At 69.2% G+C, this 26,242-nt stretch carries 27 protein-coding genes and 3 pseudogenes; 16 read left to right on the top strand and 14 right to left on the bottom strand.

The window, feature by feature from the left end; all coding sequences use genetic code 11:
* Positions 1-104: 104 nt before the first annotated feature.
* Both ACPWT1_RS20145 and ACPWT1_RS20150 read left to right on the top strand, forming a co-directional pair.
* Entirely contained in the window at positions 105-500 is a 396-nt protein-coding gene (locus ACPWT1_RS20145; RefSeq protein ID WP_427912908.1) for a VOC family protein, read from the top strand.
* A gap of 10 nt (positions 501-510) precedes the next feature.
* Positions 511-1,143, top strand: a complete 633-nt coding sequence (locus ACPWT1_RS20150) for a dihydrofolate reductase family protein (RefSeq protein ID WP_427912909.1) — start codon at positions 511-513, stop codon at positions 1,141-1,143.
* On the opposite strand, the gene ACPWT1_RS20155 is transcribed toward ACPWT1_RS20150, so the two are convergent.
* On the bottom strand, positions 1,137-2,003 hold the full coding sequence (locus tag ACPWT1_RS20155; RefSeq protein WP_427915605.1) for an EamA family transporter: 867 nt from the start codon (positions 2,001-2,003) through the stop codon (positions 1,137-1,139). The genes ACPWT1_RS20150 and ACPWT1_RS20155 overlap by 7 nt on opposite strands.
* 215 nt (positions 2,004-2,218) lie before the next feature.
* A complete protein-coding gene (locus ACPWT1_RS20160; RefSeq protein WP_427912910.1) occupies positions 2,219-3,058 on the bottom strand; it encodes an IclR family transcriptional regulator in 840 nt (279 codons plus the stop codon).
* Between the two features lie 168 nt (positions 3,059-3,226).
* Here ACPWT1_RS20160 and ACPWT1_RS20165 point away from each other — a divergent pair, with 168 nt between their 5' ends.
* The 5 genes and pseudogenes from ACPWT1_RS20165 to ACPWT1_RS20185 all read left to right on the top strand — a co-directional run bounded on the left by ACPWT1_RS20165 (position 3,227) and on the right by ACPWT1_RS20185 (position 9,111).
* Positions 3,227-4,204, top strand: coding sequence for a tripartite tricarboxylate transporter substrate binding protein (locus ACPWT1_RS20165; protein WP_427912911.1), 978 nt, complete (start codon positions 3,227-3,229; stop codon positions 4,202-4,204).
* A 10-nt stretch (positions 4,205-4,214) separates the two neighbouring features.
* A complete protein-coding gene (locus ACPWT1_RS20170) occupies positions 4,215-5,009 on the top strand; it encodes an enoyl-CoA hydratase/isomerase family protein (RefSeq protein WP_427912912.1) in 795 nt (264 codons plus the stop codon).
* Between the two features lie 4 nt (positions 5,010-5,013).
* Positions 5,014-7,093: pseudogene (locus tag ACPWT1_RS20175) on the top strand (acetate--CoA ligase family protein).
* Between the two features lie 28 nt (positions 7,094-7,121).
* The gene (locus tag ACPWT1_RS20180) at positions 7,122-8,105 is read left to right on the top strand and encodes a Bug family tripartite tricarboxylate transporter substrate binding protein (protein ID WP_427912913.1); all 984 of its coding nucleotides are present in this window, start codon (positions 7,122-7,124) and stop codon (positions 8,103-8,105) included.
* A 37-nt stretch (positions 8,106-8,142) separates the two neighbouring features.
* Positions 8,143-9,111 (top strand): D-2-hydroxyacid dehydrogenase family protein, encoded by a 969-nt coding sequence (locus ACPWT1_RS20185; protein WP_427912914.1) that lies wholly within the window; start codon positions 8,143-8,145, stop codon positions 9,109-9,111.
* Positions 9,112-9,141: 30 nt separating this feature from the next.
* Here ACPWT1_RS20185 and ACPWT1_RS20190 read toward each other — a convergent pair whose 3' ends face one another.
* From ACPWT1_RS20190 to ACPWT1_RS20205, 4 genes are all read right to left on the bottom strand, one after another.
* Complete coding sequence (locus ACPWT1_RS20190; RefSeq protein WP_427912915.1) at positions 9,142-9,849, bottom strand: FHA domain-containing protein; 708 nt, start codon at positions 9,847-9,849, stop codon at positions 9,142-9,144.
* Between the two features lie 158 nt (positions 9,850-10,007).
* Complete coding sequence (locus ACPWT1_RS20195; RefSeq protein ID WP_427912916.1) at positions 10,008-10,490, bottom strand: cupin domain-containing protein; 483 nt, start codon at positions 10,488-10,490, stop codon at positions 10,008-10,010.
* Between the two features lie 43 nt (positions 10,491-10,533).
* On the bottom strand, positions 10,534-10,782 hold the full coding sequence (locus ACPWT1_RS20200; protein WP_427912917.1) for a hypothetical protein: 249 nt from the start codon (positions 10,780-10,782) through the stop codon (positions 10,534-10,536).
* Positions 10,783-10,919: 137 nt separating this feature from the next.
* On the bottom strand, positions 10,920-11,150 hold the full coding sequence (locus ACPWT1_RS20205) for a hypothetical protein (protein WP_427912918.1): 231 nt from the start codon (positions 11,148-11,150) through the stop codon (positions 10,920-10,922).
* Positions 11,151-11,220: 70 nt separating this feature from the next.
* On the opposite strand from ACPWT1_RS20205, the gene ACPWT1_RS20210 reads away from it, so the two are divergent.
* Positions 11,221-11,556 (top strand): hypothetical protein, encoded by a 336-nt coding sequence (locus ACPWT1_RS20210; protein ID WP_427912919.1) that lies wholly within the window; start codon positions 11,221-11,223, stop codon positions 11,554-11,556.
* A 2-nt stretch (positions 11,557-11,558) separates the two neighbouring features.
* Here the strand turns inward: ACPWT1_RS20210 and ACPWT1_RS20215 are convergent, their stop codons facing one another.
* Complete coding sequence (locus ACPWT1_RS20215; RefSeq protein ID WP_427912920.1) at positions 11,559-12,020, bottom strand: MarR family winged helix-turn-helix transcriptional regulator; 462 nt, start codon at positions 12,018-12,020, stop codon at positions 11,559-11,561.
* Positions 12,021-12,127: 107 nt separating this feature from the next.
* Between ACPWT1_RS20215 and ACPWT1_RS20220 the strand changes: the two genes are divergently transcribed.
* From ACPWT1_RS20220 to ACPWT1_RS20245, 6 genes and pseudogenes are all read left to right on the top strand, one after another.
* Complete coding sequence (locus ACPWT1_RS20220; protein WP_427912921.1) at positions 12,128-13,549, top strand: MATE family efflux transporter; 1,422 nt, start codon at positions 12,128-12,130, stop codon at positions 13,547-13,549.
* Positions 13,539-14,236, top strand: a pseudogene (locus tag ACPWT1_RS20225) (SDR family oxidoreductase). The gene ACPWT1_RS20220 and the pseudogene ACPWT1_RS20225 overlap by 11 nt, the downstream one beginning before the upstream one ends.
* On the top strand, positions 14,233-15,435 hold the full coding sequence (locus tag ACPWT1_RS20230; protein ID WP_427912922.1) for a cobalamin B12-binding domain-containing protein: 1,203 nt from the start codon (positions 14,233-14,235) through the stop codon (positions 15,433-15,435). Before ACPWT1_RS20225 ends, ACPWT1_RS20230 begins: the two are co-directional and overlap by 4 nt.
* A gap of 325 nt (positions 15,436-15,760) precedes the next feature.
* The gene (locus ACPWT1_RS20235; RefSeq protein ID WP_427912923.1) at positions 15,761-16,678 is read left to right on the top strand and encodes a hypothetical protein; all 918 of its coding nucleotides are present in this window, start codon (positions 15,761-15,763) and stop codon (positions 16,676-16,678) included.
* Positions 16,675-17,172 (top strand): PxKF domain-containing protein, encoded by a 498-nt coding sequence (locus tag ACPWT1_RS20240; RefSeq protein WP_427912924.1) that lies wholly within the window; start codon positions 16,675-16,677, stop codon positions 17,170-17,172. The genes ACPWT1_RS20235 and ACPWT1_RS20240 overlap by 4 nt, the downstream gene beginning before the upstream one ends.
* Before the next feature lie 316 nt (positions 17,173-17,488).
* Positions 17,489-18,997 (top strand): nucleobase:cation symporter-2 family protein, encoded by a 1,509-nt coding sequence (locus ACPWT1_RS20245; RefSeq protein ID WP_427912925.1) that lies wholly within the window; start codon positions 17,489-17,491, stop codon positions 18,995-18,997.
* A gap of 19 nt (positions 18,998-19,016) precedes the next feature.
* On the opposite strand, the gene pdxA is transcribed toward ACPWT1_RS20245, so the two are convergent.
* From pdxA to ACPWT1_RS20265, 4 genes are all read right to left on the bottom strand, one after another.
* Positions 19,017-20,018, bottom strand: coding sequence for a 4-hydroxythreonine-4-phosphate dehydrogenase PdxA (gene pdxA, locus ACPWT1_RS20250; protein WP_427912926.1), 1,002 nt, complete (start codon positions 20,016-20,018; stop codon positions 19,017-19,019).
* A 15-nt stretch (positions 20,019-20,033) separates the two neighbouring features.
* Complete coding sequence (locus ACPWT1_RS20255) at positions 20,034-21,263, bottom strand: four-carbon acid sugar kinase family protein (protein ID WP_427912927.1); 1,230 nt, start codon at positions 21,261-21,263, stop codon at positions 20,034-20,036.
* Between the two features lie 50 nt (positions 21,264-21,313).
* Complete coding sequence (locus ACPWT1_RS20260; protein ID WP_427912928.1) at positions 21,314-22,090, bottom strand: SDR family NAD(P)-dependent oxidoreductase; 777 nt, start codon at positions 22,088-22,090, stop codon at positions 21,314-21,316.
* Between the two features lie 100 nt (positions 22,091-22,190).
* A complete protein-coding gene (locus ACPWT1_RS20265) occupies positions 22,191-22,415 on the bottom strand; it encodes a hypothetical protein (protein ID WP_427912929.1) in 225 nt (74 codons plus the stop codon).
* A 251-nt stretch (positions 22,416-22,666) separates the two neighbouring features.
* On the opposite strand from ACPWT1_RS20265, the gene ACPWT1_RS20270 reads away from it, so the two are divergent.
* Entirely contained in the window at positions 22,667-23,074 is a 408-nt protein-coding gene (locus ACPWT1_RS20270) for a thioesterase family protein (RefSeq protein WP_427912930.1), read from the top strand.
* A 158-nt stretch (positions 23,075-23,232) separates the two neighbouring features.
* On the opposite strand, the gene ACPWT1_RS20275 is transcribed toward ACPWT1_RS20270, so the two are convergent.
* From ACPWT1_RS20275 to ACPWT1_RS20285, 3 genes and pseudogenes are all read right to left on the bottom strand, one after another.
* Positions 23,233-24,516 carry a hypothetical protein gene (locus tag ACPWT1_RS20275; RefSeq protein ID WP_427912931.1) on the bottom strand — a complete coding sequence of 428 codons (1,284 nt, stop codon included), beginning with the start codon at positions 24,514-24,516 and terminating at the stop codon, positions 23,233-23,235.
* Between the two features lie 248 nt (positions 24,517-24,764).
* Positions 24,765-24,887 (bottom strand): hypothetical protein, encoded by a 123-nt coding sequence (locus tag ACPWT1_RS20280; protein ID WP_427912932.1) that lies wholly within the window; start codon positions 24,885-24,887, stop codon positions 24,765-24,767.
* Positions 24,888-25,199: 312 nt separating this feature from the next.
* Positions 25,200-25,634: pseudogene (locus ACPWT1_RS20285) on the bottom strand (MFS transporter); the annotation flags it as partial.
* A 170-nt stretch (positions 25,635-25,804) separates the two neighbouring features.
* Here ACPWT1_RS20285 and ACPWT1_RS20290 point away from each other — a divergent pair.
* The gene (locus ACPWT1_RS20290; RefSeq protein ID WP_427912933.1) at positions 25,805-26,164 is read left to right on the top strand and encodes a hypothetical protein; all 360 of its coding nucleotides are present in this window, start codon (positions 25,805-25,807) and stop codon (positions 26,162-26,164) included.
* The last annotated feature ends 78 nt before the right edge of the window (positions 26,165-26,242 follow it).

Raw genomic sequence — 26,242 nt, forward strand, 5'->3', positions numbered from 1 at the left:
ACAATCACGCGATTGTCGATTCCAGCGTTCCTCGATCGTCGTGGGGATGGAGCTCCGGATTCGCGGAGCCCCAGCTTGCAGACAAACCCGATCGGGGACCCACCATGACCAAGACGATCTTCATCAGCCTGCCCGTCGCCGACCTCGCACGCTCGACGGCCTTCTACAAGGCCCTGGGCTTCGAACCGAACACGCGCCTCAGCGACGAAACGGCCACCTGCATGGCGTGGAGCGAATCGATCCAGGTGATGCTGATCACGCACGCGAAGTGGCGCACGTTCACGCCGCGGCCGTTGCCGCCCGCCGGCGCGATCGGGCACATGCTCTCCCTGGCGATGGACAGCCGCGAGGCCGTCGACGCGATCAACCGCGCCGCTAAGGCCCACGGCGGACAGGCCGACGCCAACCCCGCCGAGGACCATGGGTTCATGTACTCGCGGGACCTTGCCGACCCCGACGGCCATCTGTGGGCCACGTTCTGGATGGAAGAGAGAAGGTGAAAGGACAACCATGAGCAAAGTCTTCGTCAACATCGGACTCAGCCTCGACGGCTACATGGCGCCGGAAGGCATGACCATGAGCGATCCCGGGTACAAGGGCTGGGGCGCCAAGTGGGGCGCGATGATGGGTTGGCTCCTGCGGCAGCAGTACTTCCGCGAGAACCTTCTCAAGATGGGGCCAGGCGGAGAGACCGGCCCGGTCAACGACCTGGTCCGCAGTACCGCCGAACGCATCGGCGCCAACATCATGGGCAAGCGGATGTTCGACCAGGGCGAGGTCGCGTGGCCGGAGGAAGCCCCGTTCCACACGCGGGTCTACGTCCTCACGCACGAGAAGCGCGAACCGTGGGTGCGCCCCGGCGGGACGACCTTCCACTTCGTCAATGACGGGCCGGAGCGTGCGCTGGAACTGGCGCGCGCAGCCGCAGGCGGTCGCGATGTCCGCATCGCGGGTGGAGCGGACGTGATCCAGCAGTACCTGAACCTGGGCGCCGTCGACGAACTGGAGATCGCGCTGGCACCCGTGCTGTTCGGTGGCGGGCGTCGCCTGTTCGAGAACCTGCGCGATCCGGGGCCGCAGTTCCGCATCGACCGGGTGCTCGAAGGTCCAGGCGCCACGCACCTGCGCTACGTGCGTCAGTGACGGATGCGCGATGACATGGCAGCGGGGGGCCGGCTGCGCCAGAACATGACGCAGGCGAGCGCCATCACGACGAAGGCAATCCCGACGCCCTGCCACGTCGAGATCGGTTCCCCGAGCAGACCCATGCCTGCGGCGATGCCCACCGCCGGCACGCCGAGGCTGAACGGGGCGACGCGGTTGGCGGGGTGCCGCTTCAACAGCGCCGTCCACAATCCGTAAGCGGTGATCGTCGCGATCCACCCGAGGAAAGCGACGGCGGCCCAGCTCCACGCGTCGGCCTGCAACCAGCGCCAGCGCGTATCGGGCGCGTCGAACCAGAGCGAGAGCCCCACGAAAGGCAGCACTGGAATCACGCTCGCCCACACCACCAGCCCGAACGGATTGAATCCCGTGCTGGAGGCCTGCGCCTTGCGCGCCACGATGTTGGACGCCGCCCACGATGCCGCGGCGCAAAGGTTCAGGGCGAACCCGAGCGCGGTCGTAGCGCCGGCACTGGCATTCGGCAGTGCGTACGGGATGGCGAAACACGCCAGGGCGACGGCGGCCAGGCAGAGCCCGACTTGCAGCGGCCGCGTGGGACGCTCCCGCAACAGCAGGAAACCGAAGATCGCCGTGAAGAACACCTGCGTCTGCTGCAGCACGGAGGCAAGCGATGCGGTCATTCCGACGCGCAGCGCGATGAAGAGGCATCCGAACTGGCCCAGGCCCTGGAGCAGCCCATACAGCACCACGTAGCGCCAGTGCAGCCGGGGTGGCCGGACAAAGAACACGAGTGGCAGCGCGGCAAAGAGGTACCGCCCCGCGCCCAGCTGGAGCGGTGAGAAGTGCCGCAGCGCCACCTTCATCACGACGAAGTTCATGCCCCAGATGAGGACGACGACGACGGCTGCCAGCAGGTCGCGACGGCTGAGGCCTCGTGCGTCGTTCACGTTGCGTCGCGATAGCGTTGCACCTGGCATGCGTGCGTGGCTTCGCCCCCGGCGCACGGATCCTCTCGAGGTTGTTGCGGCGCGGTCGATGCGCAGCTGCCAAGCAAGGTGAGCATCAGGGTGGCGAAGAAAAGTTGCCGCATGGGTCAGCCTCCAGGCTTCGAGTATGGCGGCGGCTCCCCCGTGCTCACCAGCTTCTCGATGTTTGCCTTCAAGGCAAGCAGCAGGCCCGACAGTTCGCTCGCCGTCTGCTGCACGTCGTCCGCGGTCGAGACGCTCACGTTCAGGGCATACAGCGCGCCGTCGATGTCCAGCGGCGTCGCGACTGCGACCACCTCCGGTTGCCACGCAGCAGCGCACCAGCCATGCACGGCCACGCTCTCGATGGCAGCCGCGAGCTCGGGGCCGAGGGCTCTCCACTGGGCGCGCCGCACCTGCCTGAAATGGGCCAGCAAGGCCTTGCGGCTGGCAGCCGGTGCGCCCGCCAGCCACGCGCGCCCCAGCGAGGTCAGCTCCATCGGCACGCGCTGCCCCGACACCACGGCCCGCAGCGTGGGTCGCCTGTTGTAGCGGATCGACTCCAGGTAGACCATTTCGTCGCCATCCGCGACGGCAAGCCCGACGTTGACCCTGCCTGCTTCGGCCGTGGACCGCATGAGCGGTGCGGCGAGCGACAGCAGGTTCGAGCCCGAACGCATCGCGTGCGCGAGGCTGAGGACGGCGGGCGCGAGCCGGAATGCACGCGTGCGCGGGTCGGCCTGCAACATGCCGGCGCCGACCAGCGTCTGGGCCAGGCGGCTGACGGTCGAGCGCGCCAGGCCCGTGCGTTCCGCGAGTTCCGCATTGCCCAGCAAAGTCGAACCGGGCCGGAACGCCCGCAGCAGTTCGATGCCCCGCTCGAGCGAGCGATTGGCGGGCGAGCGGCCGGGCTTGGCGCCGCGTGGAGCGCGCGATGACGGTGGCCGTTCGGAGTTGCTGGAGGTCACGGGCAGGAATGACAGTGCGTGGCCCAGTGTACGGGGCTCCCGCCGGAAAATTCCACTCCTTGGAATCGACGGGGTGTGCGGTCCGGCCCTCTTGTCTAAGCTTCCGCGCGAGATGCACGGGCCGACGAGCCTGCTGCCGATCGGCCCCAGCGGCCAGGAGACAACCCGATGACAGCTTCCTTCCGTTCGCTCCTCGCGCGGTTCGCCATTGCACTGGGCGCCAGCGTGATCGCAATGTCGAGCGCCTTCGCCGCGTTCCCCGACAAGCCGGTGCGGCTGGTCGTGCCCTTCGCGCCCGGCGGTGGGACGGACGCGATCGCGCGCACGCTGGCCGTCGGGATGGGCCAGCTGCTCGGGCAGCCGGTAATCGTGGAGAACAAGCCGGGCGCCGGAACCATCATCGGCTCCGACTACGTGGCCAAGAGCGCGCCCGACGGCTACACGCTCGTGGTGGCCACTTTCGCGCACGCGGTCAACCCGAGCCTGATGCAGCGCCTGCCGTTCGACACCGACAAGGCCTTCGCGCCGGTGATCCTGCTGGCGCGCGGTCCGAACGTGCTGGTCGTGCGCACGGACAGTCCGTACAAGTCCGTGCAGGACGTGCTCACGGCGGCGCGTGCCAACCCGGGCAAGCTCACCTACGCCTCGCAGGGCAACGGCACCTCGGCGCACCTGGCCGGCGAGATGTTCGACAACCTGGCGCACGTCCACACCAGCCACGTGCCGTACAAGGGCGCAGGCCCGGCCATGACCGACCTGATGGGTGGCCAGGTGGACATGATGTTCGCCACCGCCGCGGCCGCGAAGCCGCAGATCACGGGCGGCAAGCTGCGCGCCCTCGCCGTCACCACGCCGAAGCGCTCCGACGCCTTCAAGGACGTGCCCGCCGTGGCCGAGACCGTGCCTGGCTACGCGGTCGAGAGCTGGTACGGCCTGTTCGCGCCCGCCGGCACGCCGCCGGAGCTCATCGCACGGCTGCATGACGCGGCCAGGAAGGCCACCGAGTCGCCGGAGTTCCGCAACAAGCTCGAGCCCGAAGGGCTGACGGTCAGCGCCGGCTCGCCGGAGGAACTGGATGCCTACGTCCGCGCCGAACAGGCCCGCTGGCGCAAGGTGGTCAAGGACAACAAGGTCAAGGCCGACTGAAATTCCCACCATGAACACATCCCTCATCGAACTGCAGGTGGACGGCGGCATCGCCACGCTCACGCTGAACCGCCCCGACAAGCGCAACGCCATGAGCGACGAGATGCGCACCCAGTTCATCGCCGCGCTCGAGCGCGTCGGGGCCGACAAGGCGATCCGCGCGCTGGTGCTCACGGGCGCCGGCAAGGGCTTCTGCGCCGGCGGCGACATCGCCGGCATGGAGCGGCGGCTGAACGCGCCGGCCGGCGAAGTGGCCTTCAACGGCTGGCACCGGCAACAGCGGGTGCACCACACGCAGGCCCTGCTGCACACCCTGCCCAAGCCGGTGATCGCCGCGGTGAACGGCGCGGCCTCCGGCCTGGGGGCGGACACCGCCCTCGCCTGCGACTTCATCATCGCCAGCGAGTGGGCGAGCTTCACGTGGTCGTACATCCACCGCGGCATCGTCCCCGATGGCGGCGGCATGTACTTCCTGCCGCGCCGCGTGGGCCTGCCCAAGGCCAAGGAACTGATCTTCACCGGCCGCAAGGTCGATGCCGACGAGGCGCTGGATCTGGGCATCGTCGATCGCAGGACGACTGCGGATCGCCTGCTCGCGGATGCGCAGGCCTGGGCCCGCGAACTGAGCCAGGGATCGGCCACGGCCCTGGCCCTGGGCAAGTCCATCCTGGACCAGACCTTCGAATCGTCGGCGCAGCAGGTGTTCGCCCAGGGCAGCCAGGCGCAGGGCATCTGCTACACGAGCGCGGAGCACAGGGCTGCCGTCGAGGCTTTCCTGGCGAAGTCCGCGGCGGCGAAGCAGTAAGGCCATGGACGCCATCGCCCGACTGCTGAAGCCGCGCAGCGTCGCCGTCATCGGCGCCTCCGCGGACCCCGCCAAGACGGCCGGCCGGCCGGTGGCGTACCTCGTCAAGCACGGCTTCGCCGGCACGATCTATCCGGTCAATCCCAAGGTCGATCGCATCGGCACGTTGAAGTGCTATGCCGACGTGGCCTCGCTGCCGGACACGCCCGACGTGGCGATCGTGCTGCTGGGCGCCGAGCGCGCGCACCTCGCCGTGCGTGAGCTCGCGGCGCGCGGCACTGCCGCAGCCATCGTGCTGGCCAGCGGCTACACCGAGACCGGTGAAGAGGGTGCGCGGCGCCAGCAACAGCTGATGGAGGCTGCCGGCTCGATGCGCATCCTCGGGCCGAACACCATCGGCCTCGTGAACCTCACCGACGCCATCGTGCTTTCCGCCTCGGGCGCGCTCGAGATGGAGCATTTCCCGGCCGGGACCATCGGCGTCGTGTCGCAGAGCGGCGGCATCCTCGGGTCGCTGCTCTCGCGCGCGGCCGCCCGCGGCATCGGCCTGTCCAAGCTCGTCTCCACCAGCAACGAGGTGGACCTGGAGCTGGCCGACTTCATCGACGCGCTGGTGGACGATGAGGCCACGCGCGTGATTGCGCTCTACGTCGAGGCCGTGCGCCACCCGGAGAAGTTCCGTGCCGCGGCGCTGCGGGCCGCGCGCGCGGGCAAGCCCATCGTCGCCTTCAAGATCGGTCGCTCGGAGGCCGGTGCGCAAGCGGCCGTGTCGCACACCGGAGCGCTCGCCGGCGCCGACCGCATGTACGACGCACTGTTCCACCAGACCGGCGTGATCCGTGCGCAGACCTTCGGCGACCTGCTGGACATCCCCGCGGCGCTGGCGACGGGCCGCAAGCTGCGCGGCCACCGCGTGGCCATTCTCACGTCGACCGGAGGCGCGGGCACGCTGGTATCCGACAGCCTCGGCGTGTCGGGATTCGAGACGCCGCCGCCCGACGCAGCGACCGCCGCTGCCTTGCGGGCGCTGCAGACCGGCGACCATGCGGCGCTGGACCGCAATCCCATCGACGTGACGCTCGCCGGCCTGCAGCCGGACCTGCTGCGCGGCGCCATCAAGGCGCTGCTGGCGAGCCCGACCTACGACGCGCTGGTCGTGATCGTCGGCGCCTCGGCGCTGGCGATGCCCGAGCTCATGGCCGGCGCGATCCGCGATTGCCTGCCCCTCTCCGACAAGCCGGTGCTGGCGTACGTCAGCCCGCATGCGCCCGGCGTGGCCAGCCTGCTCACGCAGAACGGCGTTCCGTCGTTCTCTGCGCCGGAAAGCTGCACGGCAGCCCTCGCCGGGTTGCTGCAGGCGCGGGACTGGCGCGCGCCGACGCCGACCCGCGGCCGCGCCCGTGGCCCTGGACAACCTTCCGGCCGGCTCGCTCGACGAAGCCCAGGCCAAGGCGCTGTTCGCGCGCTTCGGCGTGCCCTGCACGCGCGAAGTCGTGGTGCAGGACACGGCGGGCGCCGAACGCGCCGCCCGCGAGCTGGGTGGCCGCGTGGTGCTGAAGATCCTGTCGGGCGCGATCACGCACAAGAGCGACGTCGGCGGCGTGGCCGTGAAGCTCGTGCCGGAGGAGATCGGCGCGCGGCTGTCCTCGATGGCCGAGGAGGTCGAGCGCCGTGCAGGCGAGCGGCCGGTGCGCTTCCTCGTGCAGGAGATGGTCGAGGGCGGCACGGAGTTCATCCTCGGCATGCGGCGCGACCCGCTGGGCACTGCAATCCTGCTCGGCATGGGCGGCGTCACGGCCGAACTGTTCAACGACTCCACGATCCGCCTGCTGCCGGCCAGCGGCGGCCTGGGCCGGGAGGAGGCGCTGGCGATGGCGCGCGAGCTGAAGACCTGGCCGCTGCTCGACGGCTTCCGGGGCCGGCCGAAGGCTGATGTGGAAGCCCTGATCGATGCGATCGTCGCGTTCTCAGGCATGGCCGCGCAACTCGGCGGCCGGCTGGTCGAAGCGGAGATCAATCCCCTTTTCGTGCTGCCCGCGGGCGGCGGGGTCCGTGCCGCGGATGCGGTGGCGGTCCTGCACTGACAACAACACCTCGAACGAAGGAGACTGGATGAACAACCTCTCACGCCGTGCCGCGCTGCGCGGCCTCACCGCGTTGCTGGCGCCGGCCGTGGCCAGTGGCGCGTACGCCGCCGAGGACTGGCCGTCGCGCCCGATCCGCCTGGTCGTGCCGTTCGCGCCCGGCGGCCCGACCGACCTGATGGCGCGCATCGTCGCCAAGGAAATGCAGGCCAGCCTGGGCCAGGCCGTCGTGGTGGACAACAAGCCCGGCGGCGGTGGCGTGATCGGCCTGGGCGAGGTGGTGCGAGCGCCTGCGGACGGCTACACGCTCGTCTTCCCGTCGATCCTCGCCGTCACCAATCCGTCGCTGATGAAGGACTACCCGTTCGACATGGCGCGCCAGTTCTCCGGCGTGACCATCGTGGGGTACATCCCGCACGTCCTGGTCGTCAACGCCGGGTTCGGCGCCAGGACGCTTGCCGACCTGGTCGCCATGGCCCGCGAGAAGCCCGGCTCGCTGTCGTACGGATCGTCCGGCATCGGCACCTCGGCCCACCTGGAGGGCGCGATGTTCGCCCGCATGGCGGGCATCCAGATGACCCATGTGCCGTACCGCGGCGCCGGGCCCGCACTGCAGGACCTGCTCGGCGGGCAGATCCAGCTGATGTTCCTCGACGCACCGTCCGCGCTGGGCGCGATCAAGGCCGGCAAGCTCCGCGCATTGGCCGTCGCCACCGCGAAGCGCGCGCCGGTGCTGCCGGACGTCCCCACCGTCGCGGAACAGGGCTTCCCCGACTTCGACGTGCAGGGCTGGTACGGGCTCCTCGTGCGGGCAGGCACGCCCGCGCCGGTGCTGGACCGGCTGTACCGCGAAGTGAAGAAGGCGCTGGACACGCCTTCCGTGGCGGACCGGTTCCGCGCCGAAGGCATCGTCGTGGGCGGACTGCCTCCGGCGAAGTTCGACGAGGTGATCCGCGCCGACCTGGCACGCTGGCACAAGACCGTCAGCGAGCTGGGCATCACGCCGCAATGACGCTTTCGCGGCGCCCACCCATGCACCGGGACCTGCCATGCGCGTGACCATCCTCGACGACTACCAGGACTGCGTGCGAACCCTGCGCGCGTTCACGCTGCTGCAAGGCCACGAGGTCACCGTCCTCCATGAAGCGTTCCCGGATCGCCAGGAACTCGCACGCAAGCTCGCCGATGCCGAAGCGCTGGTGCTGATCCGCGAGCGCACGCGCGTCGATCGCGAGCTGATCGATCGCCTGCCTCGCCTGCGGATGATCAGCCAGATCGGCAAGGTGGCTCCCCACATCGACCTGCAGGCGTGCAGCGAGCGGGGCATCACCGTGTGCCAGGGCGAAGGCACCGGCGCCGCCACCGCGGAACTCACCTGGGCGCTGGTGCTGGCGAGCCGGCGGCACATCGTCGACGAGGCCAACCGGCTGCGCGCCGGTGCGTGGCAAGGCAGTCTCGGGCAGCAGTTGCGCGGCTCGCAACTGGGGATCTGGAGCTATGGCCGCATCGGCCGCCAAGTCGCCGGTTATGGCAAGGCCTTTGGCATGCGCGTGGTCGTCTGGGGCGGTGCGGCTTCGCGCGCGGCCGCCGTCCAGGACGGCTTCGAGGTCGCTGCGAGCCGGCAGGCTTTCTTCGCGGAATCGGACGTCGTGAGCCTGCACCTGCGGCTGGGGCCCGACACGCGCGGCGCCGTCACGGCCGCCGACCTGCTGGCGATGAAACCGTCCGCGCTCCTGGTCAACACCAGCCGGGCCGAACTGATCGCACCCGGTGCCCTGGTCGATGCGCTGCGCGCAGGACGGCCTGGCTTCGCCGCCGTCGACGTCTTCGAGCGCGAGCCGGTCCTCGGCGCGACCGATCCGCTGCTGCAGTTGCCCAACGCGCTGTGCACCCCGCACCTGGGCTATGTCGAGCGCGACAACTACGAGCGCTACTTCGGCATCGCGTTCGACAACATCAACGCGTTCGCGAAGGGACAGCCGCGCAACGTGGTGGCTGCACAGCGCACGGAAAGCTGAGGGGCTCTGGTGCGAGTCCGGCCCTCGCGCTCAGGCGGCGGTGCGAGGGAAGGCGCGCCGCAGCCACGACAGCGGGCCAAGGGCGGGACGTGCCCTGCCTGCGGACGGCATCTCGGTGGGCGCCTGCGCTCGCACGGCCAGCTCCTCCAGCACGAACTGCATGCGCCCGGTGTCCGTCTCCAGCACGTCGCCGGCGCTCAGGCGCACCGGCGCATCGGCCAGCGCGAAACCATTGAGCAGGGGCCTCGGCCCTTCGGAGAATCGCACGGCGAAGTCGTCGCCACGCCGGATGAAGGTGACGATGCACTCGCCAGGCTTGCCGATGGTGTTGACCACCTTCGGCAATTCGATGGGTTCGCCCGGGTGCGTGCCGTCGATCCGCTGGAGGTAGGCCTTCCTGGGCACGGCACTGGAGCGCACCAGCATCGTCGGCTCGTAGGCCATGGCCGTCGGGTCGGCCACGAGTTTCAGGACGAAGTCGCCGATGGAAAACGTGCTGCCATCCTCCAGGTCCGCGCGCTCGATCCGCGTCGATCCGAGGAAAGTGCCGTTGCTGCTGCCCAGATCCTCGATGGCCAGCCTGGTCCCCAGCAGGATGAGCAGCGCATGCGTGCCGCTCACCGTGGGACTATCGAGCACGATGTCGTTCCCGCTCGAACGGCCGATCCGGGTGCACTGGCGCTCGATCGGATAGCTCACATCCGGTTGGCCCGCGAGCGAGACCACGAGACTTGGCACGTGAAACTTCCTCCCTGCACCCCATAACGGTTGAGCAGGGCCTTGGTGCACATCGCCAGATGTGAGCAATTGAAAGCGAAGCGCGTGTCCGATTTCTCGCCGGGATCTGGCGATGCCTGCGGCACAGTGGCCCGCCGCCCGAGGTCTCGCCGGGCGCCCTACTCGCCGTCCCAGTAGTCGAGCGCCTGGCCGGTGCGCGTCAGGTGACGCACACGCTGGTCGCCCTGCCCACCGAAGGCGCCGATCTTTCCGGAGTCGGGGTACTCGCACACCTCGGCGGGCATCATCGTGCTGACCGAGATGAATTCCAGCGGCTCGCTGGAATCGTTGATGATCTGGTGCGCGGTGTCGGGGCCGCCGGTCGGGCAGCAGATGAAGTCCCCCGCGCGGATCTTGCGCGTCTCCGTTCCGTAGCGCAGCAGGCCGGTGCCACGCAGGATGAAGAACATCTCCTCCTCGGCACGGTGCGAATGGAACGGGCACCCGGTCTTGCCGGGCGGCAGGCAGTCGTAGGAATAGCCCAGGTGCTTCGCGCCGATCAGCGGTCCCACGCGCAGCGCGCGTGTCTCGAATTTCTCGCCCTGGCTGAAATGTTCGAGTTCAAGCTGGTCGATGTTGATCACGCGTTCGCTCACGGACATGGCTGCACCTCCAGCCGCGCATCATCGCGCATCGCCTGGCCGATCAGGCGGTGTCGCCCGGAGGCATCTGCTCGCGCAGCATCGTGAGCAGTTGCTGGCGGCCTTGCTCCAGGTCTTCGTCGGAAGGGGCATGGCGGCCGCGGAGCCGGTCCCATGCGGAACACGCTTCCGTCGTGTCGTCCGATGCGACGGCGGCCCAGGCCTCGTGCACGTCGCCCAGCATCAGTGCAACGGCGACTCGCGCGATGACATCGCGCAGGCAGTCGCCAATGACAGTGGCATCCGGGGGCATGGGCGCGAAGTATCTGGCCCTGCGCCGTCGGCTAGCAAGCACATCGAGACACGCGGAAAAGCGGGCAGTGCGCGTGCCCGCGCGCTGTCAATCCTGTCAGGACCCGGGCACGTTCACGTGCGAGCCCGGAGTTCGGTCTATCGAACAGAAGCGCGGCTGGCTTGCCGCGTGATTCGCAGGCATTCGGACAGTGCCTGGTTGGCCCGTGCCTCGAGGATCGCGACGTCCCCTGCGCTTGCACGTGCCGGCGCCGGCGAGGAGCACTCCTCGTCCAGCACGCGAATGACGCGCCGGGCCTGGATCACGGCGCATTGCGCCGTGCGCCACTCGTGGGCAGCTGCGGTGAGTTGGGGGTTGCGCCATGTCATGGCTGAGGTTGTCCCACAGCCGCGCCGGCCGATGTGTAGGACAAGGTCGACTCTGCAAAACCGTGCGCAGGTGCTGTCGGAAGTGTCCCGCCGCCGGCAACTGCGCACGCCTACCGGGCGGGCCCGGCAGCCGTTGCTAGCGTGCCGCATGGACTGGGATGGGCAAGGACTCCTGAAGGCGGTGCACGACATCATCGACAGCGCCGCCGAACCCGCCGACTCGCCTGTCGGCTGGACGGTGTGCCTCAGGGATGGACGAGGCCGCCAGGTGGCGGCGCGGTTCAAGGTCCGCACCCATGACCAGGTCAACAGGCTGGCCCTGCAGCTGGCGCACTTCGGCTATTTCCTGACCATCGAGCAGGCGGCCGATTGCGATTTCGTGTTCGGTCCGCAGCAGGTTCACTGACATCAGCCGGGCCGCGTCCTCGCGCGCCCGCGGCCCCCTGGCACGTTGTGCAGCAGCGACCGCAAGGCGGCTGCATCGTCCGACCCGAAGTGCTTCTCGAAAGCGGCCTGCGCGCGCCGCCAGTGCGGACGCGCCGCCCGCAGCTTCTCGCTGCCTGAAGGCGTCAGCCGCAAATCCTTGCGGCGACGGTCGCCCTCCCCCGCCACGATCTCGACCAGCCCGGCGCGCTCCAGCGGCGCGAGGTTGCGCGTGAGCGTGGTGCGGTCCATCACCATCGCCTGCGCGAGCGCGGCCAGCCCCACGGGACCGAGCCGGTCCACGTGCGACAGCACGCCGTACTGGCTGGAGGTCAGCCCGACCTCGGCCAGGTGCTGGTCGTACAGCTGCGTGATCCAGCGGCCGGCCTGCCGCACCGCCAGCGAATAGCAGGGATGCGCCGCGCCCGCGCCTTCGCGCTCAGCCATCGCGTTCCCCTTCCGCCGCCAGGGTGTCCTGCAGACATGTGCACATGCACGTATTATCGCGCTTCCCCAGAAACGTGCATATGCACGCAATCGAGCCCGGAGACTTCATGCCCGCTCCTACCACTGCCGCCGTCGACCCGCGCACGCGGCGCCTGCTCGAGTCCCCGATCGCGCCACTGCTGCTGCGCATGGCCGCGCCCAACGTGCTCGTGCTGCTGGCGCAGTCGGCAGCCGGCCTGATCGAGACCTGGTTCATCGGCCGGCTCGGCGTGGACGCGCTCGGTGGCGTGGCGCTGGTATTCCCGGTCGTGATGCTGATGCAGATGCTCTCGGGTGGCGCCATCGGCGGCGGCATCGCTTCCTCGATCGCCCGGGCGCTGGGTGGCCGCCGCAACGACGAAGCCGACGATCTCACGTTGCACGCCGTGGCCGTCGCCGTCGCTTTCGGCGTGCTGTCGACGACGGCCGCGTGGCTGGTCGGGCCGGCGCTGTATGCCCGCATGGGCGGCAGCGGCGAGTCGCTGCGCGTGGCGACCACCTACTCGGGCTGGGTGTTCGCCGGGGCGACGCTGGTGTGGGTCTTCAATGCCCTGGCGTCCGTGCTGCGCGGCACCGGCAACATGAACCTGCCCGCCACCGTCACGCTGGTGGGCACGATCGCGCTGGTGCCGCTGTCGCCGGCGCTGATCTTCGGCGTGGGACCGCTGACCGGCCTGGGCGTTGCCGGTGGCGCGATCGCCCTCCTCGTCTACTACGCAGCGGGCACCGCGTGGCTGGCCTGGGCCGTGGCCAGTGGGCGCAATGTCGTGCGGCCACGCTGGCGCGGCTTCCGGCTGCGCCGTGCGCCGCTGGTGGGCATCCTGCGCATCGGCCTTGCCGGTGCCGTCTCCACGGTCGCCACCAACGTGAGCATCGCCATCGCCACCGGCCTGGCGGGCCAGGCCGGCACCTCGGCGATTGCGGGCTATGGCACCGCGTCGCGCCTGGAGTACCTGCTGGTGCCGCTGGTGTTCGGGCTCGGCGGGCCCCTGGTCGCGGTGGTCGGCACCTGCATCGGCGCCGGCCAGCGCGAACGCGCGCTGCGCGCGACCTGGATCGGCGCCGCCATGGCGGGCGCGCTCACCGAAACGATCGGCCTGCTGGCCGCGCTGTTCCCCGAGCCCTGGATCCGCCTGTTCACGAACGATCCCGGCGCGATCGCGGCGGGCGTCGACGACCTGCGCATCGTCGCGCCGGCCTACGGCTTCTTCGGCGTCGCACTGCTGCTGTACTTCGCATCGCAGGGCGCCGGGCGCCTGCTCTGGCCCGTGCTGGGCAACATCGCCCGGCTGGCCGTCGCGGCCGCCGGCGGCTGGCTCGCCCTGCGCGCCGGCTGGGGCCTGGTGGGCGTGTTCGGTGCGCAGGCGGCGGCCCTCGTCGTCTACGGCGCGGTCAATGCCGGTTCCATCGCCGCGGGGGCCTGGTTCGGCCAGCCCGCGTGGCGCCGTTCCACCTCCGTCCCACCTGCAGGAGCCCTCCATGAAGCTTGAAGATGCCGTCGTCCTCGTCACCGGTGCCAACCGTGGCATCGGCCTTGCCTTCGCCCGCGCGGCGCTCGCCCGCGGCGCTCGCAAGGTCTACGCCGGCGCGCGCGATCCGTCGCGCGTCGACATCCCCGGCGTGCAGCCGCTTCGCCTGGACGTCACGAGCGATGCCGACGTGGCCGCGGCCGCCGCGGCGTGCGACGACGTGACCATCGTCATCAACAACGCCGGCATCGCCACCTTCGGCGGCGTGATGGTCGACGGCAGCCTGCAGTCCGCGCGGTCCAGATGGAAGTGAACTACTTCGGACTGCTGCGCATGAGCCAGGCATTCGCGCCGGTGCTGGCCCGCCATGGCGGCGGCGCGCTCGTGAACGTGCTGTCGGTGGCCAGCTGGATCAACCGCCCCACCCTGGGTGTCTACGGCTCGACCAAGTCGGCGGCGTGGGGCCTCACCAACTCGCTGCGCCACGAGCTGCGCGGCCACGGCACGCAGGTGCTGGGCGCGCACTTCGGTTTCGTCGACACCGAGCTCACGCGCGGCATCGACGCGCCCAAGTCCACGCCGGACACCATCGCGGGCCGCGTGCTCGACGCCCTGGAAGCCGGCGCCGAAGAGGTGCTGGCTGACGACATCACGCAACAGGTCAAGCGCGGCCTTTCGGGCGAGCCGGGTGTGTACATGAAGACTTGACCGCGCAGGACGGCACCCTCCGGCGCGGCGTCCGCACCGGCTCCCGACGAGCTGGAGCGCCGGGGACGGGGCGCACGCACGCCCGGCAACCTGAGCGCAATAATGAAAGTCGGCCAAATCCAGGACGACGCATGTCGAGCGAACAAGCGTGCGCTGTGGAACTGCTGCGGGCGCAGGTCGCCATCGTCCGCGCACTGCTTCTCAAGGCGCCCGCCTTCGATCCGACCCGGCCCCACTGGTACGTCGCCGTCAGCGATTGCGGTGCCGAAGCGCACTTCCACGTCCTGCAGCTGGCCGCCGCGCTGCGGTTCGCGCGCCACGACATGTTCGTGCGGCACGTGCGATGGCTGCGTCTCGTGCTCACGCACCGCGGCCTTCCGGATGAATCCATCCTGCAATCGCTGCGCGCGCTGGTCGAGACCTTGCGCGACTGCCTGCCGGCAGCGGCGTCGGCGCGAGCGGCTGAGTGCGTCGAGGCTGCCATTGCCGGCTACCACACCGCGGACGCGAGCCCGGTCACGCCACCCGGCCCGCTCCAGCGCGAATGCGTGGATGCCTTGCTCGCCACCCACGCGGCGCCCATGCAGCACCTGGCGGCCACCGCCGCCCGCACCAGCCTCGATCCTGCGGCCTACTGCGTCTCGGTCCTCGGGCCGGCCCTGCACGAAGTGGGGCGCCTGTGGCAGGTGAACGCCGTCTCCATCGACCAGGAACACCAGTGCACCGCCCGGGCGGTGAAGCTCCTGGCCACGCTGTTTCCCTCACCCCCGCCAACGGCGGGCCGGCCCACCGCGATCTGCGCCTGCGTGGTGGGCGAGCGCCATGAGCTCGGGCTGGAGATGGTGGCGTGCGTGCTCCGCACGCGCGGCTGGAACGTGATCTGGCAGGACCAGCACCTGGATCCTTCCGGCCTGCTGCGCGAAGTCGTCGAAGCACGCGCGCAGCTGCTGGCGCTGTCCGCCACCATGCTCCAGCACCTGCACACGATGGAAGCGCTGATCGCCGCGGTCCGCGCCATGCCCGAATGCGCGGGCGTCCAGGTTCTCGTCGGCGGCCAGGCCTTCGCAAAGGACCCCGGCGCGTGGAAGGAGATCGGTGCCGACGCGACTGCGGCGGACGCGATCGAGGCGGCCGAGGTGGCGGGCCGGCTGGTGCGGCCAAACAGGGTGCAAACCGACAGCAACGGATGCGATGACTGATATCCGCTCCTGGCCGGGAGCAGAGTTCTCATTTGGGCAGTTGCTAGTTTTCGCCGTAAATGCTGCGCCACTTTTCGGCCATTCGAGCACTCTCGTCCGTCACGTCAGGAAGCTCGAACAGCAATGCGATCTGCGCGAGCGCTTTGAAGGCCCAGCTTGGCGACCGAGTCGACGGCGCCGGGGGGCAAGAGGCGGAGGGCTCGTTGAAGCCGGGGGCCACAAGATTGCTTAGGCACAAGTCCCCGCTCGCTGGGGACATTCCTCCCATGGCCCATGCTCGCTCCTTTCGGCAATCTTCCGGCCCCGCCTGAAGATTGGACAAGCCATGCAGCACCCGCTTCTGAATCTGAAAATCCATGCCCCGACGGCCGATCGCGCACCGGACGCACCGGTGCCGTCGAGCCGCGCGATCAGGCTGGCAAAGATGTTCCGAGCATTTGCGCTGGCTGCCGTTCCACTGGCCGGCTCGGCCTTCGCCGCGCCGAATGCGTACGTCCCGAATGTCGGCGACAACACGGTGTCGGTGATTGATGTCGCCACGAGTATGGTGACGGGCACGATACCGGTCGGTGTGTCGCCAGTGGGTGTCGCCGTCACACCCGACGGCAGCCGTGTGTACATCAGCAACCGCACGGCGAGCGACTTCGAAGGCAGTGTCTCGGTCATCGACACAGCGACGAACGCAGTGTTGGCGACCATCCCTGTGCCCGGCTCGCCGTACGGTGTCGCGGTTTCACCGGACGGTGCGCAGGTATACGTGGCCAACCACCACCAGCAGAAGATCTCCGTCATCTCGACCCAGACGAATGCCATCGTCGCCAACATTGATGTCGCCGTGAAGCCGTTCCAGGTCGCCGTGACGCCCGACGGAGCGACCGTGTATGTTTCCTGCCAGGACGTTTGCGACCGCATCACGGCCATCTCCACCGCGACCAACACCGTCAAGGCGTACATCCTGGTGCCGGGCGGCGCGCAGTCGGGCCTGGACGTCTCGCCGGACGGCAGCAAGCTGTACGCCAGCTCCAATGGCGCCGCGATGTCTGTGCTGGACGCGGCGTCTGGAACCCTGCTGTCCACCATTCCGATCGGGACGTCGACTTTCGGCGTAGCGGTCTCGCCGGACGGCAGCAAGGTCTATGCGACCACTGGCCTGGGAAACCTCGCCATCATCGACACGGCCAGCGACGCGGTTCAATCGAGCGTCCCCGTGAGTTCCCCGGCGGCCTGCGGGGCGTCGCCGTGACGTCCGACGGTGCCGCAGCGTACGTCGTCGATTGGACGGGCAGCAGCGTGGCGGTAATCGACACAGCCACGCAATCCAGGAGCGGCACCATCGGCGTGGGAACGACTCCTTATTCGATGGGCAAGTTCATTCAGAAGGCCAGGTATGCCTTCACGGGCTTCTTCGCTCCGGTGAACAACCTGCCCACGGTCAACGTCATGAAGGCCGGCGCCGCCGTCCCGATGAAATTCAGCCTGGGCGGGGACAAGGGCCTGGAGATCCTCGCGCCCGGTGCCCCCGCGTCGCGGCAAGTTGCGTGCAGCGGTGCGTCCAGCACGGACCTCGTGGAGGAGACGGTGACTGCAGGGGCGAGCTCGTTGCAATACGACGCGGCCAGCGCGCAGTACGTCTATGTCTGGAAGACCGAAAAGGATTGGGCGACAACGTGCCGACAGTTCGAACTCAAACTCAAAGACGGCAGCACCCAAAAGGCACTGTTCCAGTTCGTCCGTTGAGCGTCCTGCGCGGGAGGAGGATCGCGAGCGCGCAGATCTTCGCCGACGAGGTGCAGCGCAACCTGACGCTGCTGGGGCTGGTGCCATTGCAGAAACTGGGACCGGCGCAGCGCGTCCGATTGCGACGCGTCCCTGACCGAACCACGGGTTTCCACGAGACCGGTCTCGGCCCGGTCGTGCCTAGAGTGCCGGAACGCCGCAGCGGGTCCGGGTCGTTCCGGTCATCGCGGCGCGACCGCCTCACAGTGCCCGCCGTGGTGAGGAGTAGCGCAGCCCTGCCGCTGCGTGCTCCTGTCCCACGTGAGGAGAGACTGCGATGACCGACGCCCTGGTTGCACCCGTCGACGAGCGCCTGCCCGGCGCCAAGCTGGCCGCCCTCGGCCTGCAGCATGTGCTGGTGATGTACGCCGGCGCCATTGCGGTTCCGCTGATCGTCGGCCGGGCCCTCAAGCTCAGTCCGGAACAGGTCACCATGCTGATCCAGGCCGACCTCTTCTGCTGCGGACTGGTGACCCTGATCCAGTCGTTGGGCGCGACGCAATGGTTCGGCATCAAGCTGCCAGTGATGATGGGCGTGACGTTCGCGGCGGTGGCGCCCATGGTGTCCATGGCCAACAACAACCCCGGGGTGGCCGGCGCCGGACTGATCTTCGGCGCCATCATCGGGGCGGGCGTCATCTCGATGCTGCTGGCACCGGTGATGAGCCGGCTGCTGCGCTTCTTCCCGCCGGTGGTGACCGGCACCATCATCGCCGTCATCGGCATCAGCCTGATGCGCGTGGGGGTCAACTGGATCTTCGGCAACCCGGTGGGTCCCACGGCGCCGCAGATCGTCGACCCCGCGCATGCCCAATGGCTGGCCAGCATCAAGGGCCTCGCCGGTGCGACCGTCAACGCCGGCGGTGCCGCGGTGGCGGTGCCGCCGGTGCCACCCGGCTTGGTGCTGGCCCCGACGCAGTCGAATCCGGCTTATGCCCAGCTGCCGCACATGGCCATCGCCGGGCTGGCGCTGGTCGCGACGCTGCTGGTGGCCAAGTACGCACGCGGGTTCGTCGCCAACATCTCGGTGCTGCTCGGCATCGTGGTGGCCGCCTGCATCGCCACCAGCATGGGCCTGATGACGTTCGACAAGGTGGCCAAGGCCAAGTGGTTCGACGTCGTGCTGCCCTTCGAGGTGGCCACGCCGGTGTTCGACCCCGTCCTGATCCTCACCATGGCACTGGTGATGGTGGTGGTCATGATCGAGTCCACCGGCATGTTCCTCGCGTTGTCGGAGATGAACGGCAAGCCGATCGACCAGGGCCAGCTGTCGGCCGGCCTGCGGGTCGACGGCCTGGGCACCCTGATCGGCGGCATCTTCAACACGTTCCCGTACACCAGCTTCTCGCAGAACGTGGGCCTGGTCGGCGTGACGGGCGTCAAGAGCCGCTTCGTGTGCGTGGCGGCCGGCATCATCCTGATGGTCCTGGGCATGCTGCCGAAGATGGCGGCGCTCGTGGAATCGCTGCCCTCCTTCGTGCTGGGCGGCGCCGGGCTGGTCATGTTCGGCATGGTGGCCGCCACAGGCATCCGCATCCTGGGCGCCGTGAATTTCGCCGGCAGCCGCAACAACCTGTTCATCGTCGCGATCTCGGTGGGCATCGGGATGATCCCCCTGGTCGCGCCGCGCTTCCTGCAATCGCTGCCCCATGCGATCCATCCGCTGATCGAATCGGGCATCCTGCTCGCGTCGTTCTCGGCTGTCCTGCTGAACCTGTACTTCAACGGCTTCCGCGACGAACGTGCGCAAACCCTGGCCGCCGCGAAGGTGGCCGACGCGCACTAGGACGCCGCGGAAAGCGGCCTCAAGGGCGGCGTGTCGCCAGTTCGATGGCCTGGCGCATGGCTTCGACCATGCTCCCGTCGTCGACCACGCCCTTGCCTGCGATGTCGAACGCCGTGCCGTGATCGACCGACGTGCGGATGACGTCGAGGCCGACGGTGACGTTCACGCCAGCTTCGAGGCCGAGCACCTTCACGGGACCGTGGCCCTGGTCGTGGTACATCGCGACCACCAGGTCGAAGTCGCCGCGTCCTGCGCGGAAGAACAGCGTGTCGGCCGGCAGGGGACCGGTCACGTCCAGCCCGCGGGCCTGGAGCAACTTCACGGCGGGGATGATCTTCTCTTCCTCCTCGCCGTAGCCGAACAGGCCGTTTTCGCCCGCATGCGGATTGATCCCGCAGACGCCGATCCGTGGCTTGGCGATGCCCGCCTTCACCAGCGTGGCGTGTCCCCGTTCGATGGTCCTCTGCACCAGGTCCGGCTCGATCTTGCGGATCGCATCGATGATGCCGATGTGCGTCGTGACGTGGATGACGCGAAGCTTCGGCGCCACCAGCATCATCGAGACTTCGTCGACGCCGGTGAGATGGGCCAGCATTTCCGTGTGCCCGGGGTACTTGTGGCCCCCTGCGTGCAGCGCTTCCTTGTTCAGGGGCGCCGTGCAGATGGCGTCGATGTCGCCCGCTTGCGCCAGGGCCGCCGCGCGCTCGATGTACCGGAATGCCGCATCACCGGCGATCGGCGAAATCTGGCCGAAAGGCAGATCGGCGGGGATGAGGCCCAGGTCGATGCAGTCGATCGTGCCCGGCTCGTAACGCGCCTGCGAGGCGGCGGCGATGCTGCGCACCTTCACGTCGGCCTTCACGATGCGGCTTGCCAGCTCCAGCCGCTGAGTGTCTCCGATCACCAGCGGACGGCACTGGGAGAGCAGCGATCGGCGCGAGAGTGCCTTGACGACGACCTCGGGGCCGACGCCGGTCGCATCGCCCATGGTGATGCCGACGACTGGAAGGTGGTTGCTCATTCAGGAGATCCGTGGTCAGGGAGCAGGACGCAGGCGGGACCAGGCCGCGTAGAGCGCATGCTCATCGCCGAATCCGCCTGCCTTGGTGACTATAAAGGGGCGATGCGCCCGTCCATGGCGCGGGCGGCCTGCTGCCACCCCGGCCTGGAGTTCGGCCACCAGGTCCAGGCTGTCGATCCCGGCCTCGACAAGCATGGCCCGGGCTGTTTCACCGCCCGTGGCGATCAAGGCGGCGGTCCTGGCGAAATGGGGACCGACGAGCCTTGCAAGCGCCGCAGCAAGGAGCGCCCCTTCGGAGGGATCGAGCCCCTGCTCGCGCCCGATGCGCAGGAGGAGGTCGGTCCCGGTGGCCAGCAGCTCGCCGATGCAGGCGTGCAGGGATTGCCACTCGGCATGGAGCGGGCCTTGCCGCAGGACTGAAGGAGGCACGACCAGTTGGCGCACGCGCCCCGACTCCTGGAGCACCGCGCACTGGCGGTCGGTCACCGCTGACAGGCTTCCCACGAGGACCAGGGTGGGCCCGGTCGATGGCTGGAGGCCAGGCTCCTCGTGCGCCGGTCGCGATGGCAGAAGAGCAGCGATCTCCCGCGCGAGACCACCGGAGCCCACCCAGAAGAAGCCCCCGCGGCTGCTGGCAGTCGCCAGGGCCAGCGCCCGCAAGGCGTGCTCGGTGCGGGTGTCGACGACCACGGCATCGACCCCGCGGGAGGCCGCGGCTTCGATCCGCGCCGACAGTGCTTCGGGATCGTCATGCAGCAGATCGGCGTCGAGCGATTCAGCCGTGAGGCCGGCCTCGAGCAGCTGGGCGCCGATGGCCGCGGGCCGGTGTTCGTGTTCGAGCTTCCACAACTCGGTGTCCGCAAGGGCTCGGCCGCCGACGTAGACGCACCCACCGCTCACGGTGCGCCCCAGTGCGGGGTAAGCCGGTGCCACGATGGCCGTGCCTGCGAGCGGTCGCAACGCCGCCACTTCCGCCGCCCAATGTCCGCGCAGCGTGGAGTCGATCTTCTTGTAGAGCCGCTGGCCCGCTCGCCGCCGGGCGGTGTAGATGGCGCGGGTTCGCGCTGCCGCCTCGTCGCCGTCCAGCCGGCGGGTGTCCGCGTCGATGGACAGCGTGAGGCCGTCCGCATCGAGATCCGGATGCAGCGGGTGCAGTGCCACGGCCGTGCGGTGTGCGGCCCGTGCGAACGGGATCGCGCAGTCCGCGGCGCCCGAGAGGTCGTCGGCAATGATCAGGATGTCCATCAAGAAGAACCGCCCCCGGGCGCCGTTGCCAGTCCGTTGCATCCGCCGCGCTACTGCGCCAGGAATCCGCCGTCGACCGCCAGCACATGGCCCGTGACCATGGCCGATGCGGGGCTGGCGAGGAACAGGATGGCGTGGGCCACCTCCGCCGGCTGCGCAAGCCGGCCCAGTGGCGTCATCTGGCGGATCCGGTCCATCAGCGCGGCATTGGCCTTCAAGGGACCGATGAACTCCGTGTCGACCCAGGTCGGCGCGACCGCGTTGACACGCACGCCGCCCGCGGCCCACTCGACCGCCAGCGCTCGCGTCATGTTCACCACCGCGCCCTTCGTGGCCTGGTACGAGATGTTCGGGTAGAGGCCGCCGCCGGAGAGGCCCATGATCGAGGCGGTGTTGACGATCACGCCGCCGCCGGCGTGAAGCATGTGCCTGGCAGCCATGCGCGCGCACAGGAAGACGCCGGTCATGTTCACGTCCACGACCCGCTGCCACTCAGCCAACGACAGCTCGATGGTCGGGCGGCGCAGTGCCATGCCGGCGTTGTTCACGAGCACGTCGAGCCTGCCCTGTTCGGCGACGATGGATTCAAAGGCGCGGGCGACATCGTCGTCGGCAGACACGTCCAGCCGCAGCCCCGAAGCGGCCGGCCCGAGCCGGGTCGCGGCCTCCGTCACCGCCCTGTCGTCCAGATCCAACAGCACAACGCGCGCGCCCGCGGCAATGAACAGCCTGGCGGTCTCGTAGCCGATGCCGCGCGCACCTCCCGTGATGGCCGCCACGCGGCCGTCCAGTCGGAACACGTCCATGAGTGAATCCAGTGGGTCCATGCTCGCCCTTCGATCCTGAGGATCGTATGCGAAGCTCGGGCGGAGCCACCGAATGTGAAAGCCCGGCTTGGCGGGCTACATGGTTCCCGCCGCGAGCGGCTCAGGAGGAGCGCGCCAGGTTGGTCTTGCGGCCCGAACCGCCGACCGGCCCGAAGGGGACTTTGCGTCCCGCGCCGTTGTTCTTGCCTCCACCTTGAGGCTTGTTGACGGGGGCCGATGCGCGCACCTCGGCCCCGGGGCGGCCGATGCCTTTCGAATCCTTCCTGGTCGCGGCCACCTGGCGCTTTTCCCTGGCGATCTCTGCGGACTTGTCCCCTTGCGGCATGTCGAGCTCCTGGAGATGAACGTCCACGCAGGATCGCGCGCCGACCGAGCTCGCGGCATCGGAGGCAAGGCTGTTTTCAAGAGGGGATATTCGGCGTGCGTTGACCGATGGCTCTGCATAGCCCCGTCGTGGCAACATCGATCAGGGATTCAATCCCGGCCGAGACGGTGGGCGGAAGACCGCGTCCGCGTGGCTCGCCTGACTCGTCGCTTGCCACTTGGCTCAGGCTGATTTCTTCAAGGGCTGAAACCATGCGAACGATCCCCGTAGGTGCCGTCGGCTCTTACACGTTGACAGTGACTGTCGAACACCTGGCGAGCCGCTTCAAGGATCCGCTGCTTCCGCCGGTGTTCGCAACGCCCATGATGATCCTGGCCATCGAGAATGCGGCGCTGGCCGCGATCAAGCCCTATCTCGAGGCCGGGGAGAGTGCAGTCGGCACTCGCGTGGATGTCAGGCATCTGGCCGCCACGCCAGTCGGCCAGAGCGTGACTGCGTGGGCCGAGGTGACGGCCGTGTCTGGCAGGCGCATCGAATTCAAGGTTCGCGCAGAGGACGAGAGTGAAGAGATCGGGACGGGAACGCACGAGCGTGTCCTCATCGACGTGCGCAAGTTCGGCGAGCGGTTGAACGCCAAGGCGCAGGGAACCGCGACGTAGCATGCGCAACCAGACGTCCGCTCCCGCCAGAAGCGGACGTCACTGGGTCCCCGGCGAGACCAACAGGACCGCCCCCCAGTTCGCTGCCTGCTTGGCAGCGCTCTCAGTCCCGGCCTTCTCGCCGCGCACCAACGCTGCCGCCGCTGCGTCGCCGCCTGCTACAGAGGCTCGCCCGCGTTGGTGAAGCGGTTCACCGGCGCCTGCGCGTCGTTCTCGCTCACCGTGAACCACGGGATCACGAAACCGCCGCCAGCCAGCGCCTTCACCGGTAAGGGCGTGCGCCCCTGCGGCGACACCCTGCGCGAGGCGTCGGAGGACGTCGGCAAGGCCGCGGGGTCCACGACCAGCGTCCGCACCTCGCGAAGCTGGATCGTCCCGAGCGACCACGCGAGGACGATGTTGCCGCTGGTGAGCGTCGCGCTGTCGACCCCCATCCCGTCGCCCACCGAGCCCACCGTCATCTCGCTGCTGCCCGCGAGCGTGCCGTTGCCGTCGTACACACGCATGCGCACGTGCGGCGCGGCGCTGCCACAGGTGTACGGCCACGCCACCGCGAAGCCGCCGGCGGGCAGCGCCGTGGCGGAGGGTCTGCCACTGACGCCGCACGCATCGTCCCGCAGCTGGGCGACGAAGCCGGTCGAGGTGCCGTCCCTCCTGAACCCGCGCAGGACCGCGCCGGCGCCGTTCACGTGGCTGTCCACGACGAATTCCGTGAGGATGAACGTGCCGTCCACCAACGCCGTGGGCTGGGCCGAGTTGGAGGCGCTGCCGAGCGACATGACGCCACCCACGGGCGCCCCCGCGGCGTCGAACAGCTGGCCAGCGACGAAGAACTCCAGGGTGAACGTGGGCGGAGGGGGCATCAGCCAGGTCACGAGGAAGCTGCCGTCCGGAAACGCCGTGACGCCCGGCCGCGATCCGGCGGCAATCGTCGTCTCGACGCCCACCGGGTTGCCCTGCGTGTCCAGCCGGCGCAGCAGCACCGACGTTTCGGCGCGCCTCTCAATGGAATCGTCGCGGACGGCCACGTAGGTCCCGTCGGGGAGTCGTGCTGTCCCGGGGTAGCGCTGCACCTGCCCGGCGTGCGAGGTGGTCAGCCACAGCTCGCCAGTCTGCGCGAGCGACACGGCTGTGGCCGGCGCGGGCGCCGGCGCCGGTGCTGGCGTCCCACTGGCCGCGGGCGCCGGTGCTGGGGTCCCGCCGGCCGCCGGCGCTGCGGGGCCTTGCGCGACCGGCGCGCTGCTGCCCGACGGGGCGGGCACGGCCGGGCCGTTCACGGAGGGAGAGGGCCCCGCGGCGGTGGGCGCTTCGGCGGGGGTCGGCGCGGCCGCGACGGGTGTCGCATCACCGCCGCCGCCACCGCCACAGGCGCTGAGCCAGAGGCCGGTGAACGCGGCCAGCGCGACCCTCTTGCGGGCCGCGCGACTCGGTGTCGAATGCATGTGCTTGTCTCCGACGGCGAACTATTCGCCGGCAGCGAGATGCTCAGTTCTCCTGCATCCATCCCACGGAAGCCGCGCGGAATGGGGGACGTAGGACCACGCGCCGGTTGCGGCTTGCAGCAAGACGGACGCGCTGCACTGCCAACCTTCTTCTACAGGCCCACGCGTCTTCAGCGCTGGATTCCGCAGGCAGCCGGTAACGCGCCGTGAGTTGCGAGAGTCGCCGCGCACCAACGCGGCGCTCGCGGTCAGCTCTCGGTCTTCTGCTTGCTGCGGTCCTGCGGCGCGTTCTCGTCGCTGCGCTTGCCGGCCTTGGCCTGGCCGCTCGTACCGGACGCCACTGACGCGATAGCCCAGCCGGAGAGCGTCAAGCGAGCATGTCAGCGACCGATCCAGCGCCGCGCGCACTCGTGGCACAGACTGACCGGATGATCGATTGCCGGAAACTCACCACTGGTGCCTGCTCCCCCGGCGTGTCACCGCGCCCCGGCTGCCGCACGAGGGATGTCCAAGTCCTGCCCTTCGTCCACCGCTGCCCGCATGCGCCACTCCCGGGAATCGCGAGCAAGCTCGATGACTTCAGCGACCCACGTCGCGTCGTCGATGTCGTTCGACACGGTCAACCTTGCGCCGGGACAGGACCGAGGGTCGCGCCGCCTGGTTCAGAGGATCCAGGGGCACGGTCACCTCGCCTGAAGGTACTTCTGCCGCGCCGGCTTGAGAGCGAAGTACGCCAGCCCGGCCGTGAGCAGATCCATTCCGATGACGAGTGCAAAGACCGGCGCCCAGCTCCCCGTCGCGTCGTGCAACAGCGAGGCGAGCGGACCGCCGAGGATCGAGCCAATGCCCTGCGCCATGTACAGGAACCCGTAGTTGGTGGTGCCGTGCGTCGTGCCGAAGGTGTCGGTCAGCGTGGAAGGGAACAGCGAGAAGATCTCGCCCCAGCCGAAGAAGACCACCCCCGACAGCAGGACAAACAACAGGGCGTTGTCGCGCGTCAGCAGCCACAGCGTCATCGCGATGCCCTCCAGCCCGAACGCCAGGGCCATGGTGTTCTCCCGCCCAAGGCGGTCCGAGACCCAACCGAAGAACGGCCTCGTCAGGCCATTGGTGAAGCGATATGGGACCACGGTGGCTAGCTATGCCCTTTGGCGCGCGGAGCGGGACCGGAGGGCAGCAAACACGGAGAGAGCCTGACCACGCGTCCAGCCCCTCGAGGTCCTTTGCACGCGCGACTTTGCCAGCCTAATCGCTGCTGGTGCTCATGCTGCGCTACTCACAATCGCTGATGACGCAGATCGCGCAGACGGCCGCGGACCGGCTGGCGCCCCAGAGCGTGACGCACCGAGCTGCAGCGTGGGTCTTACAGTCCCTTGCCAGCCAGATCGGGCGGGAACACCGTACGCTTGGCGTGAACGCGCTAGAAGTGCGTGTGCACGGCAATCGATCCAACTTCGACGCCCAGTTGCTCGAGTGGCGCAACCTCGAGTCGGCCGCCCTTGATGCAGAGCGCGATCTCGACCGGCTCGGCCAGGGCAGATACGAACCTCACCTGTGCGAACTCTCGCTTCTTGCGCAGCAGTTGCGAGCCTGTGCGGATACGGCGTTGCACGCGCTGCTCGACTCCACCGACACGCCGCGGCAGTAGACCAACCTCCGGCAGCCGCAGCCGCCAACCACCGAGGAGGCGGGCTCCGGACAAAGACTTACCTGCGGATCAAGCACG

It is taken from the genome of Ramlibacter sp. MMS24-I3-19, assembly GCF_050320135.1.
Classification (GTDB): domain Bacteria; phylum Pseudomonadota; class Gammaproteobacteria; order Burkholderiales; family Burkholderiaceae_C; genus Ramlibacter.

What these genes read in the sequence shown, in the direction of transcription:
- ACPWT1_RS20265 (WP_427912929.1), bottom strand. Translation starts at nt 22,415, where the DNA reads ATGCCGCAAGGGGACAAGTCCGCAGAGATCGCCAGGGAAAAGCGCCAG.
- ACPWT1_RS20290 (WP_427912933.1), top strand. Translation starts at nt 25,805, where the DNA reads ATGACGCAGATCGCGCAGACGGCCGCGGACCGGCTGGCGCCCCAGAGC.
- ACPWT1_RS20220 (WP_427912921.1), top strand. Translation starts at nt 12,128, where the DNA reads ATGCCCGCTCCTACCACTGCCGCCGTCGACCCGCGCACGCGGCGCCTG.
- ACPWT1_RS20180 (WP_427912913.1), top strand. Translation starts at nt 7,122, where the DNA reads ATGAACAACCTCTCACGCCGTGCCGCGCTGCGCGGCCTCACCGCGTTG.
- ACPWT1_RS20155 (WP_427915605.1), bottom strand. Translation starts at nt 2,003, where the DNA reads ATGAACTTCGTCGTGATGAAGGTGGCGCTGCGGCACTTCTCACCGCTC.
- ACPWT1_RS20255 (WP_427912927.1), bottom strand. Translation starts at nt 21,263, where the DNA reads ATGGACATCCTGATCATTGCCGACGACCTCTCGGGCGCCGCGGACTGC.
- ACPWT1_RS20270 (WP_427912930.1), top strand. Translation starts at nt 22,667, where the DNA reads ATGCGAACGATCCCCGTAGGTGCCGTCGGCTCTTACACGTTGACAGTG.
- ACPWT1_RS20170 (WP_427912912.1), top strand. Translation starts at nt 4,215, where the DNA reads ATGAACACATCCCTCATCGAACTGCAGGTGGACGGCGGCATCGCCACG.
- ACPWT1_RS20235 (WP_427912923.1), top strand. Translation starts at nt 15,761, where the DNA reads ATGCAGCACCCGCTTCTGAATCTGAAAATCCATGCCCCGACGGCCGAT.
- ACPWT1_RS20245 (WP_427912925.1), top strand. Translation starts at nt 17,489, where the DNA reads ATGACCGACGCCCTGGTTGCACCCGTCGACGAGCGCCTGCCCGGCGCC.
- ACPWT1_RS20200 (WP_427912917.1), bottom strand. Translation starts at nt 10,782, where the DNA reads ATGCCCCCGGATGCCACTGTCATTGGCGACTGCCTGCGCGATGTCATC.
- ACPWT1_RS20185 (WP_427912914.1), top strand. Translation starts at nt 8,143, where the DNA reads ATGCGCGTGACCATCCTCGACGACTACCAGGACTGCGTGCGAACCCTG.
- ACPWT1_RS20205 (WP_427912918.1), bottom strand. Translation starts at nt 11,150, where the DNA reads ATGACATGGCGCAACCCCCAACTCACCGCAGCTGCCCACGAGTGGCGC.
- ACPWT1_RS20145 (WP_427912908.1), top strand. Translation starts at nt 105, where the DNA reads ATGACCAAGACGATCTTCATCAGCCTGCCCGTCGCCGACCTCGCACGC.
- pdxA (WP_427912926.1), bottom strand. Translation starts at nt 20,018, where the DNA reads ATGAGCAACCACCTTCCAGTCGTCGGCATCACCATGGGCGATGCGACC.
- ACPWT1_RS20165 (WP_427912911.1), top strand. Translation starts at nt 3,227, where the DNA reads ATGACAGCTTCCTTCCGTTCGCTCCTCGCGCGGTTCGCCATTGCACTG.
- ACPWT1_RS20215 (WP_427912920.1), bottom strand. Translation starts at nt 12,020, where the DNA reads ATGGCTGAGCGCGAAGGCGCGGGCGCGGCGCATCCCTGCTATTCGCTG.
- ACPWT1_RS20275 (WP_427912931.1), bottom strand. Translation starts at nt 24,516, where the DNA reads ATGCATTCGACACCGAGTCGCGCGGCCCGCAAGAGGGTCGCGCTGGCC.
- ACPWT1_RS20195 (WP_427912916.1), bottom strand. Translation starts at nt 10,490, where the DNA reads ATGTCCGTGAGCGAACGCGTGATCAACATCGACCAGCTTGAACTCGAA.
- ACPWT1_RS20150 (WP_427912909.1), top strand. Translation starts at nt 511, where the DNA reads ATGAGCAAAGTCTTCGTCAACATCGGACTCAGCCTCGACGGCTACATG.
- ACPWT1_RS20260 (WP_427912928.1), bottom strand. Translation starts at nt 22,090, where the DNA reads ATGGACCCACTGGATTCACTCATGGACGTGTTCCGACTGGACGGCCGC.